17 protein-coding genes and 1 pseudogene are annotated in these 19,136 nt (G+C 52.8%); 4 read left to right on the top strand and 14 right to left on the bottom strand.

Annotation, left to right across the window (positions count from 1 at the left end; genetic code table 11):
* Nucleotides 1-61: 61 nt before the first annotated feature.
* Together dcp and Q1L34_RS12135 are read right to left on the bottom strand one after the other, a co-directional pair.
* Nucleotides 62-2,107, bottom strand: coding sequence for a peptidyl-dipeptidase Dcp (dcp, locus tag Q1L34_RS12140; protein ID WP_064357013.1), 2,046 nt, complete (start codon nt 2,105-2,107; stop codon nt 62-64).
* A 98-nt stretch (nt 2,108-2,205) separates the two neighbouring features.
* Nucleotides 2,206-2,328 (bottom strand): hypothetical protein, encoded by a 123-nt coding sequence (locus Q1L34_RS12135; RefSeq protein WP_004862412.1) that lies wholly within the window; start codon nt 2,326-2,328, stop codon nt 2,206-2,208.
* Nucleotides 2,329-2,855: 527 nt separating this feature from the next.
* On the opposite strand from Q1L34_RS12135, the gene ydfG reads away from it, so the two are divergent.
* Together ydfG and Q1L34_RS12125 are read left to right on the top strand one after the other, a co-directional pair.
* Nucleotides 2,856-3,605 carry a bifunctional NADP-dependent 3-hydroxy acid dehydrogenase/3-hydroxypropionate dehydrogenase YdfG gene (ydfG, locus tag Q1L34_RS12130; protein ID WP_044351728.1) on the top strand — a complete coding sequence of 250 codons (750 nt, stop codon included), beginning with the start codon at nt 2,856-2,858 and terminating at the stop codon, nt 3,603-3,605.
* A 92-nt stretch (nt 3,606-3,697) separates the two neighbouring features.
* On the top strand, nt 3,698-4,384 hold the full coding sequence (locus tag Q1L34_RS12125; protein ID WP_004862416.1) for a GntR family transcriptional regulator: 687 nt from the start codon (nt 3,698-3,700) through the stop codon (nt 4,382-4,384).
* Between the two features lie 57 nt (nt 4,385-4,441).
* Here the strand turns inward: Q1L34_RS12125 and Q1L34_RS12120 are convergent, their stop codons facing one another.
* The 7 genes and pseudogenes from Q1L34_RS12120 to Q1L34_RS12090 all read right to left on the bottom strand — a co-directional run bounded on the left by Q1L34_RS12120 (nt 4,442) and on the right by Q1L34_RS12090 (nt 10,522).
* Nucleotides 4,442-4,873 carry a universal stress protein gene (locus Q1L34_RS12120; RefSeq protein ID WP_015584251.1) on the bottom strand — a complete coding sequence of 144 codons (432 nt, stop codon included), beginning with the start codon at nt 4,871-4,873 and terminating at the stop codon, nt 4,442-4,444.
* 316 nt (nt 4,874-5,189) lie between these two features.
* On the bottom strand, nt 5,190-6,653 hold the full coding sequence (locus Q1L34_RS12115) for a mannitol dehydrogenase family protein (protein WP_151333628.1): 1,464 nt from the start codon (nt 6,651-6,653) through the stop codon (nt 5,190-5,192).
* Nucleotides 6,654-6,870: 217 nt separating this feature from the next.
* Nucleotides 6,871-8,163 (bottom strand): annotated as a pseudogene (locus tag Q1L34_RS12110) (MFS transporter); the annotation flags it as partial.
* A 350-nt stretch (nt 8,164-8,513) separates the two neighbouring features.
* Nucleotides 8,514-8,876 (bottom strand): LexA family protein, encoded by a 363-nt coding sequence (locus Q1L34_RS12105; RefSeq protein WP_081351919.1) that lies wholly within the window; start codon nt 8,874-8,876, stop codon nt 8,514-8,516.
* Entirely contained in the window at nt 8,833-9,072 is a 240-nt protein-coding gene (locus Q1L34_RS12100) for a hypothetical protein (RefSeq protein ID WP_064368081.1), read from the bottom strand. The genes Q1L34_RS12105 and Q1L34_RS12100 overlap by 44 nt, the downstream gene beginning before the upstream one ends.
* Before the next feature lie 401 nt (nt 9,073-9,473).
* Nucleotides 9,474-9,896, bottom strand: coding sequence for a site-specific integrase (locus Q1L34_RS12095; RefSeq protein ID WP_081351920.1), 423 nt, complete (start codon nt 9,894-9,896; stop codon nt 9,474-9,476).
* A gap of 77 nt (nt 9,897-9,973) precedes the next feature.
* Complete coding sequence (locus Q1L34_RS12090) at nt 9,974-10,522, bottom strand: recombinase family protein (RefSeq protein WP_118860667.1); 549 nt, start codon at nt 10,520-10,522, stop codon at nt 9,974-9,976.
* A gap of 75 nt (nt 10,523-10,597) precedes the next feature.
* Between Q1L34_RS12090 and Q1L34_RS12085 the strand changes: the two genes are divergently transcribed.
* Both Q1L34_RS12085 and Q1L34_RS12080 read left to right on the top strand, forming a co-directional pair.
* Entirely contained in the window at nt 10,598-12,301 is a 1,704-nt protein-coding gene (locus Q1L34_RS12085) for a tail spike protein (RefSeq protein ID WP_201405730.1), read from the top strand.
* Between the two features lie 9 nt (nt 12,302-12,310).
* The gene (locus Q1L34_RS12080) at nt 12,311-12,565 is read left to right on the top strand and encodes a hypothetical protein (RefSeq protein ID WP_071359443.1); all 255 of its coding nucleotides are present in this window, start codon (nt 12,311-12,313) and stop codon (nt 12,563-12,565) included.
* 240 nt (nt 12,566-12,805) lie between these two features.
* On the opposite strand, the gene Q1L34_RS12075 is transcribed toward Q1L34_RS12080, so the two are convergent.
* From Q1L34_RS12075 to Q1L34_RS12055, 5 genes are all read right to left on the bottom strand, one after another.
* Nucleotides 12,806-15,202, bottom strand: coding sequence for a putative phage tail protein (locus Q1L34_RS12075; RefSeq protein ID WP_071359445.1), 2,397 nt, complete (start codon nt 15,200-15,202; stop codon nt 12,806-12,808).
* 86 nt (nt 15,203-15,288) lie between these two features.
* Entirely contained in the window at nt 15,289-17,772 is a 2,484-nt protein-coding gene (locus tag Q1L34_RS12070) for a MoaD/ThiS family protein (protein WP_327204533.1), read from the bottom strand.
* Entirely contained in the window at nt 17,759-18,154 is a 396-nt protein-coding gene (locus Q1L34_RS12065; RefSeq protein WP_327204532.1) for an NlpC/P60 family protein, read from the bottom strand. The genes Q1L34_RS12070 and Q1L34_RS12065 overlap by 14 nt, the downstream gene beginning before the upstream one ends.
* Nucleotides 18,151-18,621 carry a hypothetical protein gene (locus Q1L34_RS12060; protein WP_241181380.1) on the bottom strand — a complete coding sequence of 157 codons (471 nt, stop codon included), beginning with the start codon at nt 18,619-18,621 and terminating at the stop codon, nt 18,151-18,153. The genes Q1L34_RS12065 and Q1L34_RS12060 overlap by 4 nt, the downstream gene beginning before the upstream one ends.
* The gene (locus tag Q1L34_RS12055) at nt 18,621-19,097 is read right to left on the bottom strand and encodes a hypothetical protein (protein ID WP_327204531.1); all 477 of its coding nucleotides are present in this window, start codon (nt 19,095-19,097) and stop codon (nt 18,621-18,623) included. The genes Q1L34_RS12060 and Q1L34_RS12055 overlap by 1 nt, the downstream gene beginning before the upstream one ends.
* Nucleotides 19,098-19,136 lie beyond the last annotated feature (39 nt).

Below are 19,136 nucleotides of genomic sequence, written 5' to 3'. Positions count from 1 at the left end.
TACAAAAAGTGGACAAAAAACCGGGCCTCAGGCCCGGTTCTGTTTCCGACACACGGTTAGCCTATGCACTCAGTCCGCGGTTTTCCAGCATCGGCTCAATCTTCGGATCGTGCCCGCGCCACTGGCGATAAAGTTCTGCTAAATCAGTGCTGTTACCGCGGGACAAAATCGCCTCGCGGAAGCGCTGGCCGTTTTCGCGGGTTAACCCGCCCTGCTCAACGAACCACTGATAGCCGTCATCGGCCAGCATCTGCGTCCACAGGTAGGCGTAATAACCTGCGGCATAGCCGCCGCCGAAGATATGCGAGAAGTAGCTGCTACGGTAGCGCGGCGGTACCGCGGCGAGGTCCATCTGCTCCTGACGCAACGCCAGCGCTTCAAAGCTATCGACATCGCGCGGAATATCTGCCGACGAGAGGCTATGCCAGTGCATATCCAACAGCGCCGCCGCCAGCAGCTCGCTCATGTCATAGCCCTTATTAAACTTCGCCGCGCGCAGCATCCGCTCACGCAGCGTATCCGGCATCGCTTCCCCGGTCTGATAATGGCGCGCATAGTGGGCGAACACCTGAGACTGACTGGCCCAGTGCTCAAAGATCTGCGACGGAAACTCAACAAAATCGCGCGGCGTATTGGTCCCCGACAGACTGGCGTAACGCTGACTGGCAAACAGCCCGTGCAGCGCGTGACCAAATTCATGGAATAAGGTGATGACCTCATCCCAGGAGAGCAGCGCGCTGTGGCCGGCCTTCGGTTTCTGGTAGTTGCAGACGTTGTAAATCACCGGATGCCGGGCGAGCAGCGTGGATTGTTCAACGAAGACATCCATCCACGCCCCGCCGCTTTTCGAATCCCGCGAGAAGTAGTCGCCGTAAAACAGCGCCAGACCTTCCCCGTTGGCGTCAAAAATTTCCCATACCCGGACGTCCGGATGATAAACCGGAATATCAAACCGTTCGACAAAGCGCAGACCAAACAACTGCGACGCCGTCCAGAACACGCCATCCTCTAAAACGCGGTCGAGGGAGAAGTAGGGTTTTAACTGGGCTTCATCGATGGCGAATGTCGCCCGGCGCACCTGTTCGCCGTAGTACAACCAGTCCCAGGCTTCAGCCTTAAAACCGCCGCCCTCACCATCAATCACCCGTTGGATATCCGCCAGCTCCCGTTCCGCTCTTGCCCGGGCGGCCGGGGCTATCCGACGCATGAACGCAAATGCCGCCTCGGGCGTTGCCGCCATTTGGTCGGCCATCGACCAGCTGGCGTAATCCGCCACGCCCAGCAGTTCCGCTTTCCGGGCGCGAATCTCCGCCAGGCGAAGCACCAGCTCGCGGGTATCATTCGCATCGCCCTTCTGATTGCGTTTCCAGCCGGCAGCAAACAGATTTTCACGCGTCTGGCGGCAGCGTAAAGCGAGTAACGCCGGTTGCTGGGTGGTGTTCAGCAAAGGCAGCAGCCAGCGATCGCTCAGCCCTTTTTCCCGCGCGGCATCTGCGGCTTCAGCAATCTCTTCATCGCTGAGTCCGGCTAACTGCTCCGGGTCGTCAACCACCAGACCGCCGGATTTAACCGCCGCCAGCAGCCGCTGCTGAAACTGACTCTGCAAAGCCGCAGCCTGGGTATTCAAAGCCCGCAGCTCCGTTTTTTGCGCATCGGCCAGGGTCGCACCGGCCAGCGTAAAACGCTGCCAGGTGATCTCCAGCAGCCTGCGGGACTCGCTATCTGGCGGCAAGGTGTCACGCTGCTGCCATACCTGCTTCACGCGCTCGAATAGCGCCGCGTTAAGCCAGATATCATTTCCCAGATCCGCCAGCTCAGCAGAAAATTGCTCATCAAGCGCCTGGATCGTCGGGTTGGTATGCGCCCCGGCCATGGCAAAAAATACCCGGGTAACGCGCGCCAGCAGTTGCCCGCTCTGCTCGAGCGCGACCAGCGTGTTGGCAAAGTCCGCCGGCGCCGGATTATTTACTATCGCGGCAATCTCTTCCCGCTGACGGCGAACGCCTTCATCAAAGGCCGGTCGGTAATGGGTATCGTCAATCAGATCAAACTGGGGTGCCTGATAAGGCAACAGACTGACGCGCAAAAAGGGGTTATTGTCGGCCATCATCGTCTCCTGGACTCGGTAATCCAGTAAGATTAGGCAACTCATTGATTGACCGCAATGATTTCCGCCTGCTGGCGAGTGGCGCTACCCGAATGCGGTCATAACAAAAAAAAGAAAACGCCGGCCACCAGCAGCGCGCCCGTTACGCCAAGAATATCGATTGCCGTGCTGATTATGGTGGCGTGCGTCGGAATGCTCTCTTCTTCTTCCCATTCGTTCATCGGAACCCTCCTCAGGCAAAAAAGCGCCGCCGCAAAGGGCCGGCGCGACAAGGATTTAGGTGTCAATCCTGTGCTCTTCTGTCGTGTGGCGGCAGAATAACAATCCCCATAATGTCGTCGATGATCAATTCATGCCATGAATGCTTTCTTGTTTATTTTTCCACAAGGTTCGCATAACTGACCAGCCGGCCACCTCTTTTTCCGTTAGCCAACAGCGCCGGTTCGCCCACTCTTGCCACAGCGATGTTTATCCCGGCGGAAAGGCGCTCATCCGCGCTCGCCGTCGCAATTACCTGTTTTGGAAACGTATTGCTTGTTCCACGGATGTAGACTCTCTTTTCTTTTGTAGCTACAGTGCTGGTAACGAGCGGTTATCGTCATTGTTTAATCTTTTTCTCCGGATTGGGTCCTTTGGCGCGCAGCAATACGCCGGCGAACCGTTTTTACGCAAAATATTAAGCAAGACGGTATGGAAAGCCCCGACATAAGACGGCTGGGGCATGATGAGAACATTGACAGGAGCGATAATGATTATTCTGATTACCGGGGCAACAGCAGGTTTTGGTGAAAGCATGACTCGCCGTTTTATCGCTAATGGTCACAAGGTGATCGCCACCGGGCGTCGCGAAGAGCGCCTGAAAACGTTGCAGGATGAGCTGGGCGCGAATCTCTACATCGCGCAGCTGGATGTCCGCAACCGTGCCGCGATTGAAGAGATGATTGCCGGACTACCGGCCGAGTGGCAGGCCATCGATGTGCTGGTCAATAACGCCGGTCTGGCGCTGGGCCTTGAGCCGGCGCACAAAGCCAGCGTCGAAGACTGGGAAGACATGATCGACACCAACAACAAAGGGCTGGTCTATATGACCCGTGCCGTGCTGCCGGGTATGGTTGAGCGTAACCGCGGTCATATTATTAATATCGGTTCCACCGCCGGCAGCTGGCCTTATTCCGGCGGCAACGTCTACGGCGCGACCAAAGCCTTTGTGCGTCAGTTCAGCCTGAACCTGCGTACCGATCTGCACGGTACAGCCATTCGAGTGACCGATGTAGAGCCTGGCCTGGTCGGCGGTACTGAGTTCTCTAACGTCCGTTTTAAAGGCGACGATGCTAAAGCGAGTAAAGCCTACGAGAATACCCAGGCATTAACAGCGGAAGATGTGACCGAAGCGGTATGGTGGGTCGCCACCCTGCCCGCGCATGTCAATATCAACACGCTGGAAATGATGCCGGTCAGCCAAAGCTTTGCCGGCCTGAGCGTCCATCGCGCGGGCTAAAACCGGCAGCCCGGTCGCTTTGCGGCCGGGTATGGGCGAATGGACAAATAACGCGTAAAATAGCGCATATCCCCCAATAAAAGTAACCATCAATGGCCGCAGAATTGCAACTTAATCCGACACAGCCTGTAAACCAGCAAATTTATCGTATCCTTCGCCATGATATCGTTCATTGTTTGATCCCGCCGGGTACCCCGCTGTCTGAGAAAGAAGTGTCTGTGCGTTTTAGCGTTTCCCGCCAACCGGTGCGTGAGGCTTTTATCAAACTGGCTGAGAATGGTCTTATTCAAATTCGCCCGCAGCGCGGCAGCTATGTCAATAAGATCTCACTGTCTCAGGTGCGCAACGGATGTTTCGTTCGCCAGGCTATCGAATGCGCCGTGGTGCGCCGTGCCGCCGGAATGATCACCGCTGAACAAATCTATCAGCTTGAGCAAAATCTTAACCAGCAGCGTATTGCGGTTGAGCGTCAGCAGTTAAATGATTTTTTTCAGCTGGATGATGAATTTCACCAAAAACTGTCGCTGATTGCCGACTGTCAGTTGGCGTGGGATACCGTCGAGAATATTAAAGCGACAATTGACCGGGTCCGCTACATGAGCCTCGATCACATTACCTCGCCGGAGATGCTGTTGCGCCAACACCATCAAATTTTTCAGGCTCTGGAAAATCGTGATGCGGAAGCGGTCGGGACCGCGATGAATATTCACCTGCATGAAATCAGTGAATCGGTATTATTAATTCGTCAGGAAAACCGCGACTGGTTTAGTGAAGAGTAAATGATTTCGGCGGCAGCCAAATAAACAGCAACGCTGCCGCCCTGATGGCTAAATACGCTAGCGGACAACCAGCACCGGTATTTTTGCGTAGCGCAGAATTGATTCAGCGTTCGAGCCGAGAAGATGCGTGGATAGGCCCGGTGTGCGTGAACCAACAACAATCACGTCAAACTCGTCGGCATTGCCGATAGCCAGTATTTCATCGCGGACATTGCCAAATACTACCCGGGTATGAATCCGCTCAGCCGGAATCGAGAACAGACGGGACAGCGTCTGCATTTTCTTTTCTGACTCTGCTTTCATAAAGGTTTCGAATTTCTGAATATCCGCAGCGAAGCCGCGTAAAACGGAACGACTGCTGTTTGGCAATACGTTTAATAACGTAATTTCGCCCTCTTCAGCCGACGCCAGGAACTCAGCATGACGAACCGCTTTATCACTCAAATCCATTTCAAATACATCGACCGGCAAGAGAATTTTCTTGTACATATGCGGCTCCTTTTTCCGAAGTACTTAATTTCACTGCGCACATCATGACATATTTATTTTCAGTCCCACACAACTAATAACCCTGTAATCTGGCATATTCATTAAAATAAACATCAATTATATATAGTTAGCTCTGGATAGCTAAAGTTATGTATATTCAATGTTCTCGATCAATATTTGTATAAAAGCCACAATAAATATTTTTACCGCCGAAGAAAACGCCCTGCCAGGATGTTAACGAACGTGATTGCAAAAATTAAGACACCCGGATGGGTGTCTTAATATTGTTCCACAAGGTCGAGCGGGACGGGTGCCGCTAGTGAGTCTGGGCCCAGGCCGCAACGGTCGCCTTCGCGCCCCGCGCTTTCAACGACAGCCAGGCGCTCGTTACGGCATCGACAAAACGACCGTTCTGCGGCAAATCGCGGCCAAAGATGGCTTCGATACCCAGCAACGCTTTCACTCGTTCCGGCCCCCCAGCGCTGTTCTGGACCGCCTGCTGAATCACCGGCAGCAGCGGATCGCAGATCTCAATCGCCTGTCCCTGCTCATCAACGCCGCCGACATAGCACATCCAGCCCGCGATCCCCATCGCCAGCAGGCTGAAGTCGGTACGCTGCGCGAGATGCCAGCGCACGGAATCCAGCATCCGCTGCGGCAGTTTCTGGCTGCCGTCCATCGCAATCTGCCAGGTGCGGTGCTTCAGTGCCGGGTTGCTGTAACGGTCGATGAGAAGCCCGGCGTAACGTTCCAGATCAACGCCCTGGACTTTCAACGTCGGCGCCTGTTCGCTGAGCATTAAGCTGCGCGCCGCACGGCGGTAATTCTGATCCTGCATACAGTCATTGATATGCTGATAGCCGGCCAGATATCCCAGATAGGCGAGGAAAGAGTGGCTGCCGTTGAGCATACGCAGTTTCATCTCTTCAAAAGGTACGACGTCAGCGACCAGTTCGGCCCCCGCGAGTTCCCACGCCGGGCGACCCGCCACAAAGTTGTCTTCAATGACCCACTGACGGAACGGCTCACAGGCAACGCCCGCCGGATCGCGCACGCCGGTCAACTGCTCAATTTTATCCAGCGTGTCGGCCGTCACCGCCGGCACAATGCGATCAACCATCGTCGACGGGAAGGTCACCTGTTGCGCAATCCAGTCGGCGAGATCGCCGTCAATTGCGCGCGCCAGGGCACAAACCACATTGCGCGTGACATGACCGTTCTCCGGCATATTATCGCAGGACATCACGCTGAATGCCGGCAAGCCTGCAGCTTTGCGCCGCGCCAGGGCTTCAACGATAACGCCCGGCGCAGATTTCGGCTGGTGCGGATTCAGAATATCCGCCGCGATCAGCGGATGCTCCAGCTGTATCTCGCCGGTGGACGGCGAGTGGCAATAGCCTTTTTCGGTAATCGTCAGGGATACAATGGCCACCTGAGGCTCACACATCTTCGCCAGCACACTCTCAAGGCCATCGACCTCTGCATGCATGGCTTGTTTAACCACGCCGACCACGCGGGCCGTCCAGGCATCCGCCGACATTTCGGCAACGGTATACAGGAGATCCTGTTTCTGCAGATCGGCAATCTGCTGCTCGCCGCCAATCAGGTTAACTTCGGTGTAGCCCCAATCGCTGCCCTGTTCTGCCGCCAGAATATCGGCATAGACCGCCTGGTGCGCGCGATGGAATGCGCCAAAACCGAGATGGACAATGCGCGAAACCAGTTTGCTGCGATCGTAGGAAGGAAGCGTTGCCTTGGCTGTTAAAAGCGTGTTTTCCATGGTGACTCTCATTTTTATGATTACTAATCAACCATTCTCGAGGAGAATGCCTCTGTGAGGTAAACCATCTCATGCAATTGGTATGACATCTTTGATTTCCATCAACTACCATACAAGAAGATTTTGCCATTCACAGTCTGTTTCACTACGGGTGAATAGAGGAAATAAAAAGCCGGGTTCCGCACCCGGCCAGTTTGCACGTCGGTCTGTCAACGGTTCAGGTTAACTGACCGCTTCTCACCTCGCGATGTTGAGGAACGGCGTCTGCCGCATCGTCCAGCAAGCTGAGATCGCGGTCCCGCACTTCTGGCATAAGGAGAGCGGAGAGCAAGCCAATAGACGAGTAGCAGATAAGCATGGCAACGATCGGCCACCATGACTCCGTCATATTACAGAAAATACCGGCCAGTACCGGACCAAAGCCTACGGCAACTAAACCACCGGTTTCTTTTGAAATCGCCATTCGCGTAAAGCGGTTACGCGAACCGAAAATTTCCGCCATGGTGATATTTTCAAGCGCAAACAGACCCAGCACAGCAATATTATGGATGACAATCAACGACGCCATAATTGCGCCGACGCTGTAGCTCTTATCAACAATGATCGAGACCATCGGATAGGCCAGTATAATGGCGGTGATATTCACGATAATATAAGGGACACGGCGACCGATTTTATCGGATAACCACCCGAGGAGAGGGATGGTGATAAAACCGATGCCGGAACTAATCATTAAAGCATCGGTTGGAATAGCTTTATCAAATAATAAGGTCTGTACCAAATAGCCGGCCAGGAACGTCTGCAATAAACCTGAATTACCCGCCTGCCCGAAACGTAACCCGGTTGCCAGCCAGAAGGATTTACTTTTCAGCATCGCGCCAAAAGTAGTCTCCCGATCCGCCGCGCCGGTTTGCAGCTCGCTTCCCTCGTTGACCTGTTCAAATACCGGACTTTCTTTAAGGTTCAGCCGCAGCCAGATAGCGAATATCATCACCACGGCGCTGGCAAGGAACGGGATTCGCCATCCCCATGCCACCAGCTCCTCCCGGTCAAGCAGGAAAAACATTATCGCCCAGATAGCTGTTGCGCTCAGCGTGCCGCAGTTGGTCCCCATTGCGACCAGCGACGAAATGATGCCGCGTTTCCCCTTCGGCGCATATTCGGCCAGCATGGTACCTGCTCCGGAGATTTCAGCCCCGGCGCCCAGCCCCTGGACAATACGTAAAGTCACCAGTAACACTGGCGCAAAAATGCCAACCTGCGCATAGGTAGGCAACACCCCAATCAGGGTGGTACAAATGCCCATCATCGTAATAGTGATAAAGAGAACGCGTTTACGTCCGATTTTGTCACCCATCCGGCCAAAGATAAAAGCACCGACTATTCGCGCAATATATCCCGCGCCATAGGTCCCCATCGCCAGAATAAGCGCCATTGCGGCTGATTGCTCAGGAAAAAAGATTTCATGAAAAACCAGCGCAGCCCCTAAAGAATAGAGTTGAAAGTCCATAATTTAGCGGGCTATTTTCACTAACCGTGTAATATCCCGTTATAACCGGGGATTTTTCAACGTTTTGTGGTGCACCAAATCACTAACCGGGCATAAGCATTGCGGAACCATGTCAATTTTATGCCCCATCCATGCCCCATTACCTGGCTCACACCGGAGAACGATCCTCTCTCACATCGATAATGGTAAGCGTCACTACCCCGAGAACATGCCCAGCCTCTCCTCCTACCTGTTAAATTTATCTCGATAACCTACGATTTTTCTTAGAAAATGGTCATTGTGCAAAGTCGCACACAGCAATAATGTTATGCAGCATTTACCCCAGAGAGTGCCTGCTCCTGGGGATTTTTTTAAACAGGGTTCTCATCCTGCATCAGATCGATGATTGTATGCGTCACTACGCCGCAAACCTCAACGTCGTCGAGAGCCTCTCCCTCGATCGCCTCCCCGTCAGCCGTTATAAGCGCCCTTCCCATCAGCTTTGCAAACTCAGCGCGCCCGTCATATCGAACAAGCACCGTATCTCCCTGCTGCGGCCGCCGAGACACGTCAATGACCGCATATCCGTCACTGGTTTCAACTACAAGCGTATTGGCACCAAGGTTGCACAGACTGGTAATGCTGATCCTGCGCTCGATATAGTCAGTGGCTGGAGACGGGAAGCCCATATCACAGTCCTCCGTTCGGGTTGAATAACTGGAACGTGCGGTCATCACCCTCCTGTGTTGAAACATCCCGGAACGTCGTCACGTAACCTTCTATCCACTGATTGGCCTGCCGTGGCGACCAGTGCCAGTTATACCGCTCCAGCTCCGCCAGGAATCGGCGCGTAGTGATGGTGCGCCTTCCGTTGGGCTCGATAACTATCGCCGCCCGGCAGGCTGCTTCTATTTCGTATCGACGTGGCATGATCTGAACCTCTCAATAATACTGATTTTATATACAGTATTTTTATCGGAAGTTCAGATCAAGAGAGGTTACGACTATCAATACCCCTGACAGGCGTAACATGTTGATGGTGCGGATTATCCGCCGAAAAATATTTATAAATCGTCTTCACCCCCTCCTATCACATAGGCCGCCGATCCAATGTTTTAACTGCTCAGACCAGAAATATCTGGAAGCTTTAGGCATCTTCTTGGAAGATAGATGAGCGCAAAGACGCACACAGCAATGATGTTATGTAGTATTTTCCCCTTGAGTGTGCCTGCTCAAGGGGATTTTTTACCGCCGTATTGTACCGGCAAATATTTGAAAATAGTCTTCACCCCCACACCGATCGCATCGGCCACACGCTACTGGACAGGCGGTTAGTCCGGTATGTTTCTCGCGCTACGACTACTTACTTTAACGTCTGGTAATGATCTAGCGGCGAGACGTAAAGCGGCGTTGAAAGCAATTATAGTGACCGGCCGGCGTTGGTACTTCACACGGTTAGAATGACTCTGAAATAAAAAAACATCTTCTGGATAGCGTTCTCTTCTACGAGCAATCATCGCCTCCACTGGAGGGGTTGATTCAACACGTAGCTCCTTCAGGTGACCCTGTTTTCGTATCAGTATCAAGCCACCATCAATATCATCATATCGAATACTCAGCAGCCTTCCAGCGCTTAAACCCGTGTGAAAAATTAACGCCCACAAGTCAGCCCATGTATCTGAGATGGAAACAAGATTGCTGTTAATAGTTAAAAATTGCTCAAAACTTATTGTTTTCTTACCGTTCACGAACAAACCAAACTGTTTTCAAAGCTGAATGAATTGATTAAGCCAAACGTAACATATCAGGAAAAGTAGTGAAATCTTTGTCTTCAAGTCGCCGGGAGGTACTTGTAGATTGTTTTCACGTCCACGCCTGTCACATCAGCCACCTGCTGCCGGGTTGCACCGTTCTCCAGCATTCGTCGCGCCAGTTCGACAACCTCAGGGGTCATCACTCTGCGACGTCCGCCGATACGCCCCTGCTCTCTCGCTGCTGCCAGGCCAGCGCGGGTCCTCTCTACTATCAATTCGCGCTCCATTTCTGCCAGGGCGCTCATGACGTGAAAGAAGAAGCGGCCGGCGGCCGTTGATGTATCTATCGAATCGGTCAGGCTGCGGAAATGTATTCCCCTCTCCTGCAACTCCGACACCAGCGTTATCAAATCGCGCACGCTGCGACCCAGTCGATCCAGTTTCCAGACCACCAGCACATCACCCGGGCGGAGTCGCCGCAGCGCGCGCTTTAATCCCGGGCGCCGGGCATTCTTCCCGCTCGCTGTATCTTCAAAAATCAGCTCACATTCTGAGCGAATCAGTGCGTTTTTCTGTAAATCGAGGTTTTGATCCCCAGTTGAGACCCTGGCATAACCAATCAGCACTGTGTAACTCCCTGAAAATACAGATTGTAAAATGCTGATGTTATTCGCTCAAACCTGGGTTCAAGCGAAGAGGGAATGGGCGATGATATTGTTACACACTCTGACGGCAAAACAGTCCGGGAGCACATCAAATATCTGGAGCGGGAGAAGCTATCGTTTTACGGCTCCACGGCAACAGGGCTACTGAATTTTCTGGCATACGCCGCAGCGTCTGGCCGTGAGTGCATTGTTGATACCGTGGTGAATTTAACTGTTGCTGTTAATTTCGATGCGCAGTTCTCAAATATTCATTTGCGCTGGGAAGCGCCGATTAACAGCGATACGCAGTTATTTAACCTGCATAATCTCGGCCCTAAATCCATTCTCAAAGATATGTGGTTTCAGAACATCACAGCCCCCTGGGTTATTAATCGCTGGGATACGGACGGAAACTGGATAGATAACGCAGAAACCATTGCCAATTCAGTCGTTCAGACGAATGAAGAAGCAGGATATCAACCAACCGCCAGCGATAAAGATGTCTGGCCTTTATTGTCTGACACAGTAAAGAATCAACAGATTTGCGGCGGTCCCATCATTCATACCTCACGGGGTGTCAGTGTGCTGAATCCAAGGGGGAGATATATTGCGATCACCTTCATGGATTGTAATTTCTGTACTGTATCAGAGCCATCGGTTATGGGCGGTAAGCACCAGTACGGCACCATTCTTTTCAATAACACCGGGACAACCGCATGGGGTAAGGGAAATAAAGTTATCGATGGTGAAGTCAGGTACGGTTCAACATCCGGAGTGGTGTATATGCGCCATAAAGGAAAGTCTAATCGTATTTATGGTACTAGTGCCTACCGCTGTGGTGAGTCCGGATTTAAAACGTATCAGAATGAAGTCAATGGCCGCTCAGCTCGTTGCTATGGTGTGAAGTGGGATAACCTCACCGCAGAGCAGTGTTATTACGATGGCTTTGACCTCGCGTCAGATTATGGTGAAGCCGCACAGCGCGTGGATGATTACACGCTGGCGCAATTTGCCTGGAATCTGCTTCCGCTTAAACATGAAGTTACCAATCTGACGGCTATCGGTTGTCACGGGACAGGAGCATGGGGAGACGGTCAGGGCAGTACCTACAGGAACCTTCACATAGAGGATTGTTACAGCTCGGGGACCAACTTTATTGGCGAATATAACATCATTGATGATGTGTTCTCGAAAAACAATAACCGGAAGAACGGTACCGTATCTGACCCGGTCGCCCAGATCAAAGTGCCTGGCAAAAATAACAAGGTCAGCAAAATCACCATTATCGTGGATGATACGGTCATTACCGGCGGGTATGGCTTGTATGCGCCATCATCAATGGCTACTGACATTGATAAAGACTGGTGCACATTGCCGAGCCTGCCATCATTCAGTGAGATGTCGAGTATGTCACTTGGCTCGTATTCATCAACGGAAACGCAGGTATGGATTGACGGGCATCCGCGAGGGGCATTTCTGGCAAATGCCATCGGGCGTCTTTTGTTTGAACTGACGTACGGCACATCAGGAAGTGAGCGTGGAAATGCCGCCCTGCTACCAGTTTTTAATGGGGTTTTCACTAAAGGGCTCAGAGTGAGGGGAGAGAATGGCGGGATGGCTATTATGGGAGTTCCTTCGCAGAGCAACGCCGCCTATCTGGATAACGGTACTGCAATGTTTTACGAATCCGGCGGCGTCCTCAAAATACAGTTCAAAAACGCCGCCGGAACAGTCACAACATACACACTCACACAAGGTTAAGGGGGACTAATGTCTTTAATTGTTGATACAACCTTTAAAGGTATTTCTGTTGAGAGCGCGAAAGTCACCATCGGTGATATTTATATTGCTGACGGACATGCGGTGTTGTCTATAACAGCCAACTGGTCAGCCCCGGGTTCTTCAGAGTTCTTCAGGCAAACAACCTATAACTGCCCGTACGATATCACCGGAGTAGACCCGGTAACTCAGGCCTACACCTGGCTGAAAACACTGGACGAGTTCAGCGGTGCAACTGAATCCTAAAGTTATCCCGCCATTACTGGCGGGAATTTGTTATGCAGAAACTTCCTCAAAGCTTAGCTTGTAAATTTTACCCTGCTCGAATGCAGAATAAGCATCAGGATTTGTCAGGGTTAATGACACGTTTCCCGTTGGATTCCCGTCCTCAAGAACGGGATCGAGATACACATCAAGCCGCGAATTATCAGAAGCCTGGTACAGGTACGAACACATAAATTTTGCAGTAACCATCATTTACCTCATTTAGCTGAAAGCAAAGGCGGCGCCTCTGCCTTTGGTTGTCCAGATTGCAGGGAGCTTGATACGCGCCTGACCTTTCGCACCCCGCAGGACAATTGCTGCCTGAACGTATTCCGCCTGCGTCGGGTGGGCGCTGTCCTGACGGACATATGACATGGCGGATTGCTCACCAACATATTTTGATGTCGTCAGGGGGGTGTTAATGCCGTTATACGTTGCCGACAGCAGTGCAGTCAGGCTTTTAGTTCTTCCGTCTTCGTAACCGTCATAGGCTTTTGCTGCGCCGTAGTAATAATGGAACCGCGTATTCAGCGTCAGGTCTCCCTCAGTGATATTTTCCATCATGACGGAAATCGCCGTATTAATTTCAGCTTCTCGCTCAAGTGCGTAGTAAAGACCTTTATTCCGCAACTCAACCCATGTTGTTGTTGCATCGAAATTAATGATGATATGTCGCAGACCGTCCGCGTCTTCACCGCCATAGACAATTGACGGGTTGCCATTGGTTGAGAAGGTAAATCCGGTTAACGGGTCTGTCAGGTCCTTAACGGAAACACCCTCTGTGCCGCCGAATCGGTAAAGTCCCTTGTTCATTGACTGGCGGTAGTTCACTAGGCAATCCGGGTAAGGCGAGTTCGGGCAGTGGTATATCGCCTTCATATTCTCTGGCGTCGGGTCGGTATAACCCATCAGCGCTACATGCGGCTCAGAAGCTGGGGCGGGCCAGTATACCGGGCTATTCTCGAACGTGACCCGCGTTCCAAGACCGGGGAGTACCTGGCCGGAATGCAGAATTTTACGGCGTGGTGCCCAGACGCCCGGTGAGGTACCGGCGGCTTTAATCGGGGTGTTGCTGAAGGTGATGGCGTTAGCCTGATTGTACCAGGCAACCAGCTGAGCCACCTGAAATACCAGCATACCGTCCCAGCCTTCGATATGCCCACCGTGCGTATGAAAGTCGCACCCGCGCGCCCCGTTGTCAAAATAGAATGCACTCCCGCCAGCGTAGTCAATACTGACCTTATCAATCGTGACGTTAATGCCAGGGGAGTTCCAGTAAACCTGATGTGAAACAGAATCCGCCAGAAGACAGTTTTCCACTCGGATGTTTTCCCCCGCATTCTGCTTTGCCGCCAGCAGGGATGACAGGTTGAAATAGTTTCCGGTTAACTTCAGGTTCCGGTAGGTCAGGAGATAGGTGTCATTCCAGATACAATCCAGACCATACCGGAATGCACGGATCTGGACATCTTCCAGGCATAAGTCCCGCAGATCGAGTACATCATCACCAGCGCGGTCATTACCGACCCGAATACCGGCCGACTGGCTGACCGTAGCGCCCGGCCCGACTAATTGAAATTGCCCCGATTTATTGGCGAACATTTTCACGCCTTGCATGTTTCGCCATACGGTCTGGGACGGCTTCACCCCTTCGATGGTGTTCGTAATGCGAATGGCGACATCGTTAATCGGGTTAAATTTGCAGAAATAATTCCCGTCACACTCAACGGGCGTATATGACGGCATCACGATGGAGGCATTCAGAATAGCGTTATATGTTGAAACGTTGGGGTCATCAAACGAGGTCAGCGCCGGGAGTTTAATTGTCGCCATCTTCATTGCGGAGTCGGCGGCAAATACACGTGCCAGCTCCGCATTCAGAGCGCGATTAAAGGCAGTGCCCAGGTTATCGCCGTACGAACGCAACCCTACGATACGTAAATCAAGGGTATCGTTGAGCAATGCTTTAAAGCGCTGGCCCGCTGCATTGACAATTGTCCTGTAACCATCATCGACAGAGATATGGTCATTGGCATCGTAAACATAAAATACGTTAACAAGCGCCGTGCCCAGCTCTATGTCCCAGAATTTTACTTTTACTTTCTGCCCGTGATGGTCCAGCGTGGTCGCTCTCAGCTCACTGATGCTGGAGTATTCTCCTATCAGTTTTTGGCCGTCGCCTGAACCCAGGTTTTGGCGAAGCGTATCGCCATCCATCAGAACGAAGTGAGCCACATCATTCGCAAAACTGATCGCGTCGGTACCGGTCGTCGTAAATCCGACATCCGTGGTGGCATTCAGGCGGTAATATTGGTCGTTATACCGGATGTACTGGTTACGGGCGCTGAACTGAAACGGACCGTCTTCATAGTCACCGAGGAACACGTAACCGGACGAAAGGAGGAACTGCTGGAACTGGTCGGCCCTTTCTTGCTGCGCAGCATTGAACTGGTTATTTCGCCCCGTATTGGTCAGGCGTTTAATGCCAAGGCGATCCGTATAGAATTCACCAGAGCCAGTAACCTCTTCGTCAAGCTTAGCGCCAGCAAATACCGCGTTACGGATATCGGTGCTCGGGACAGGAGCCTGCGTAGGTGTCGGGAGTGGAACTTCTGCCATTGTGCTTGTCGCCCTATAAATGGCGCACGAAACCCTCAGAAATTAATCTGCTGGTGTGCGCGAAGGTTGGATATTACTGCTGTGCGTTACGGATAAATCGAGTCTGAATATTCAGAGAGGGTTAATGTCTGGGTGTCGTCGCCATTTGGTTTGGCTGTTTCGACACGCCAGATGGTGGCGTTGAGTTCTGTATCGGTGGCGATGAAATACCGGCTTGCGTTCTGCACCATCGTGCGGTCGTAAATGTTCAGGTCGAATGCGTCAGCTGCAGCCTGAAACGCTTTAGGCCTTCCGGCTACGGGGTATGCTCGCCAGCGCCCGCGATAATTACCGAGGCTATCCGTCATCACCACCCACATATCGCCGAGAGAGAAGTCGATACGTTCTGACGTCGAAAACACATCCCCGCTGCGGGCGGTGATATAGCCGTTCTGCTGCTTGTTGTCGTACATATCCGGGCATTGCACCACTGCGCCGCGGATAACCTGCGTCGATTCCAGAACTTTAACCGTCATACCGACGCGCGAGAGCAGAATGCGGCGCGCTTCCAGCCACGCCCGGTCCTCCGCCTGCGTTTTATTACGACAGCCATCAAGGCTGATCTGCAGCGCGTTGATGGTCGCGTCCTCGACCTCAACAATGCCGCTCTGGTCAATCTGCAGATAGATGTACGACTTTTTATTGGTGAGCGGGTCGACATAATCCAACGTGACGCCGTCATAGCCGCCCGGCAGTGACATAGTCCATGTGACCTTATACTCGTCCCAGAACATGTTTGAGCGCGCAAAAACAGCATCCGGATTCACCACTTTCTCATCACGCCAGAATGTCAGCACATCGCCGATATTGTTCCCGTCTACGCGGGCCACATTGCAGATGGTTTTGATTCGCTCGCCAAGGGAAAGCTTTTCATCCGAGAAGGTGTAATCAAAGTAACTCAGTTCCGGAACGGTTATCGAGTCAGCAATGGCGTACAGAGTCGCGACATCGATGCTCGAAATGTCCTGCTTACCGATGACTATCCACTCGTGCAGAGCTGCATCAGCAAACGAACGGCTCGGCCGCAGCGTATAGTCAATCTGACCGGTTGCGCGGTCATAACTGATGGTATGGCGCTGGGCGAGCATATTGTATTTCTGCTCGCGGTTGCTGTTGCTGTTATTCGGACCCTTTATGGTGACTTTGGCGATCGTGTCATCCGGGTAAACTACGCCGGTACGCGTGTTGACCGCATGAATCGCCATCAGCGTCACGACATTACCGTCGTTGCTGTTATCCAGGCGCTCAATCGTCACAGCGTACCGACCGGCGCCGGCAGCCGGGGTATATTTGTGTGATGTGCGGAAATACCGGGTTGTCACCTGAAAGTCGTTATCGAAGAAATAATCGTACTGCTCGGAAGTGCCCGGTATCTGGTTGTTGCTATCGTCAACCTTCCAGAAACGGATCCGATAGCGTGACGTTCCGGCCGTTGCGCCGAGCTGGACCATTACGTGCACCCATACCTGAGAAGACACCAATGGTGAAACCGACGGGCCAATCACCAGCGGTGTCTGGTCGTTCAGAGTGAACAGCGTCAGGTTGATGGTTGCGTCCGCCGGCAGCGTGGTGATTTCCCCGGTCATATCGCCGAGATAGAACGTGGTGTACGAAAGGGTGTCCGTACCGATGAAGCTTTCCGAATAAACGATATTCCCGCTGCCGGTCACGTTTCGGGTTACCGGGCTGCCGCCGGCGTTCCAGGTCGCATTAATCACGAACGTCACCGGGTGCGGAACGGCCAGCGCAGCGAAGTACGTGAAGTTGTCATCATTCGAGAGCACCGTTGCCTTGAGCTGATTGCTCTCGATCGCCATTGCCGTCGGCGCTGAAGTCGTCGCAGTCTGCGCCGGAAAATCCTCGCTCTCGTTCAGGCCGGGGACTTCTTCGTTATCGACGTCGTCAAACTGGTAGCCGACATCGATACTCCCGATCGTCACGCCCGGGTCAAACGTCTGGTAGCTAGCGCCTGCCAGGCTGCCGAGGTTTGATTCTGAGTAGCGCACAGAGGAAATCGTGTATTTCCCGTAGCCGACCTCAAACCATTCAGTGATGTATTTGTTGTTGTCGATAAACTCAAACAGCACCTGCTGAATCAGGTCCGGAAAGACACGGCACTGACCGTAAATATTCGGACGCCCCTTGTAGAGCCGCGCCCGGTTAGTTTGCCCTGTTGCGTCGTTGTTCGGAGACTCGCCGGTTGAAATCGAGGGTGATGATGCAGTCTGTTGCCCTGTGATTCCCGCCAGTACCTTCTTGGTGAACCGGATCGGGTTCAGGTGCTCAATAGGGTTAAGCAGTGTCTTAATCAGTCCGCCGCCCTGTGGCTGGTCAAATATCGCAATGACGTCGCCAGCGCGCAGCCGATAGCCCAGATCGAAGTCATCCGCCAGCTTGCGACCATTAAGCTTAACCACAACGTCATTATGCAGCCTCAGCGAGTCGAGGAGCGTTATCAGAGTCGTACCGGATTCAGTGGTCCCGCGCTGCTTAGGTGCGCCAGGAAGGCGCTGAAGCTCATATCGAACCATGCACCAGATACTCCACTCTGTTATAGATTTTCTGAAGGATGACGGCACTGTCCGTGCGGACAAAACCGAACTCGCCGCGGGAGTGCAGGCACTTCCCCGGATTAATCATCACGCCGACGTGCGCCGGCTGATTGCCGTAATAGAACACCGCAAGGCAGCCGGAAACCGGCACAGGAACCCGGCGCCAGTGTTCGAGTTCTTCTTCGTAGCATGTGATGAAATCGGAGCCAGATTCATAGCCGGCGACGTGGTGGAGCTCCAGACCCAGAACATGCCGGTAATACAGCACCACTAGCCCCCAGCAATCCACCTCATCAAAGGTGCAGGCGCGGTTAGCCCAGGGCTTGCCATTAACAAGCCCGATAAAGTCGCTCTGATTCATATGTTGATCAGTCCGGGATAGTCTTTCGTGGTGTAAATGATGGGGTTAGCCAGCGTGAGCGGATTGGTCTTGCCAGAGTTCACGGTGACGTTGCTGCCATCGGCGCCGACGTCCTTCACAAACAGTGACCAAGTCTTGAGTGCATCAGAATCACCGATCGCATTCCATTGCTGGTATTTGCAAATTATGGGGGTCATGCGCCCCGCTCCTTTCCAGCTCTTCAGCGTGCTCCTGACCTCTTCCGCGCCTTGTTCAAAGGTGATCGCCATTGAGATAATTGCCGAGCCATCCTGTTTCGGCTCAATAATGCTGAAGGCCGCCGGCTGGTAAACGTTCCCGCCGAACGTCGCTTCACGAAACAGCTTATTGATCACTCGGTAATAGCCGAACGCCGGGTGATAAAACTCGATGGTCTGTTTGATGTCACTCGCCGGCCTGCGCTCTTTCCATTCTCTCAATGTCGTCATTATTCGGCCCTCGGCATAACGGACGTCACCAGATAATCCAGCCAGTAGCCGTAGTTCTCTGGCGCCTCGACGATCCAGTCGTCGTAGTCCTCAGTGATGTCCTCAATACCGTTACAGATGACGTTGGCAGTCCAGGTTACGATATTGCCGTTTTTGCTGGTCTGCACTGGCATGCTGATAAAGTGCAACGTCTGCAGTTGTACTCCCTGAGCATCCCCGAGATCGATCGGCATCTGAAACCAGTTACGCCCGCGGTCGCAGTACGTCGGCGATCGTAGCCACGATTTAAACCGTTCAGCCTGCTGCAGCGTGAATTTCCACTGCAGAGACCAGGTCGATTTCAGGTCAGTGGTTAGCGGCGTGAAGATAGCGGGCCCAATTGCCGTCTGCGTTGTCTGCCACGCAGTATCCTGCGTCATGTTCTGGTCTGCGCGCTGAGGAAGCGGCAGCATATCCGGGTATGAAACTGTTGCCACGTTTCCTCCGGGCAATAAAAAACCTGCCGAAGCGGGTTG

The organism is Klebsiella ornithinolytica (assembly GCF_030505655.1).
GTDB classification, from domain to species: domain Bacteria; phylum Pseudomonadota; class Gammaproteobacteria; order Enterobacterales; family Enterobacteriaceae; genus Klebsiella; species Klebsiella ornithinolytica.
The sequence above is the reverse complement of the archived record's forward strand: the minus strand, read 5'-3'. Positions and strand labels throughout refer to the sequence as shown.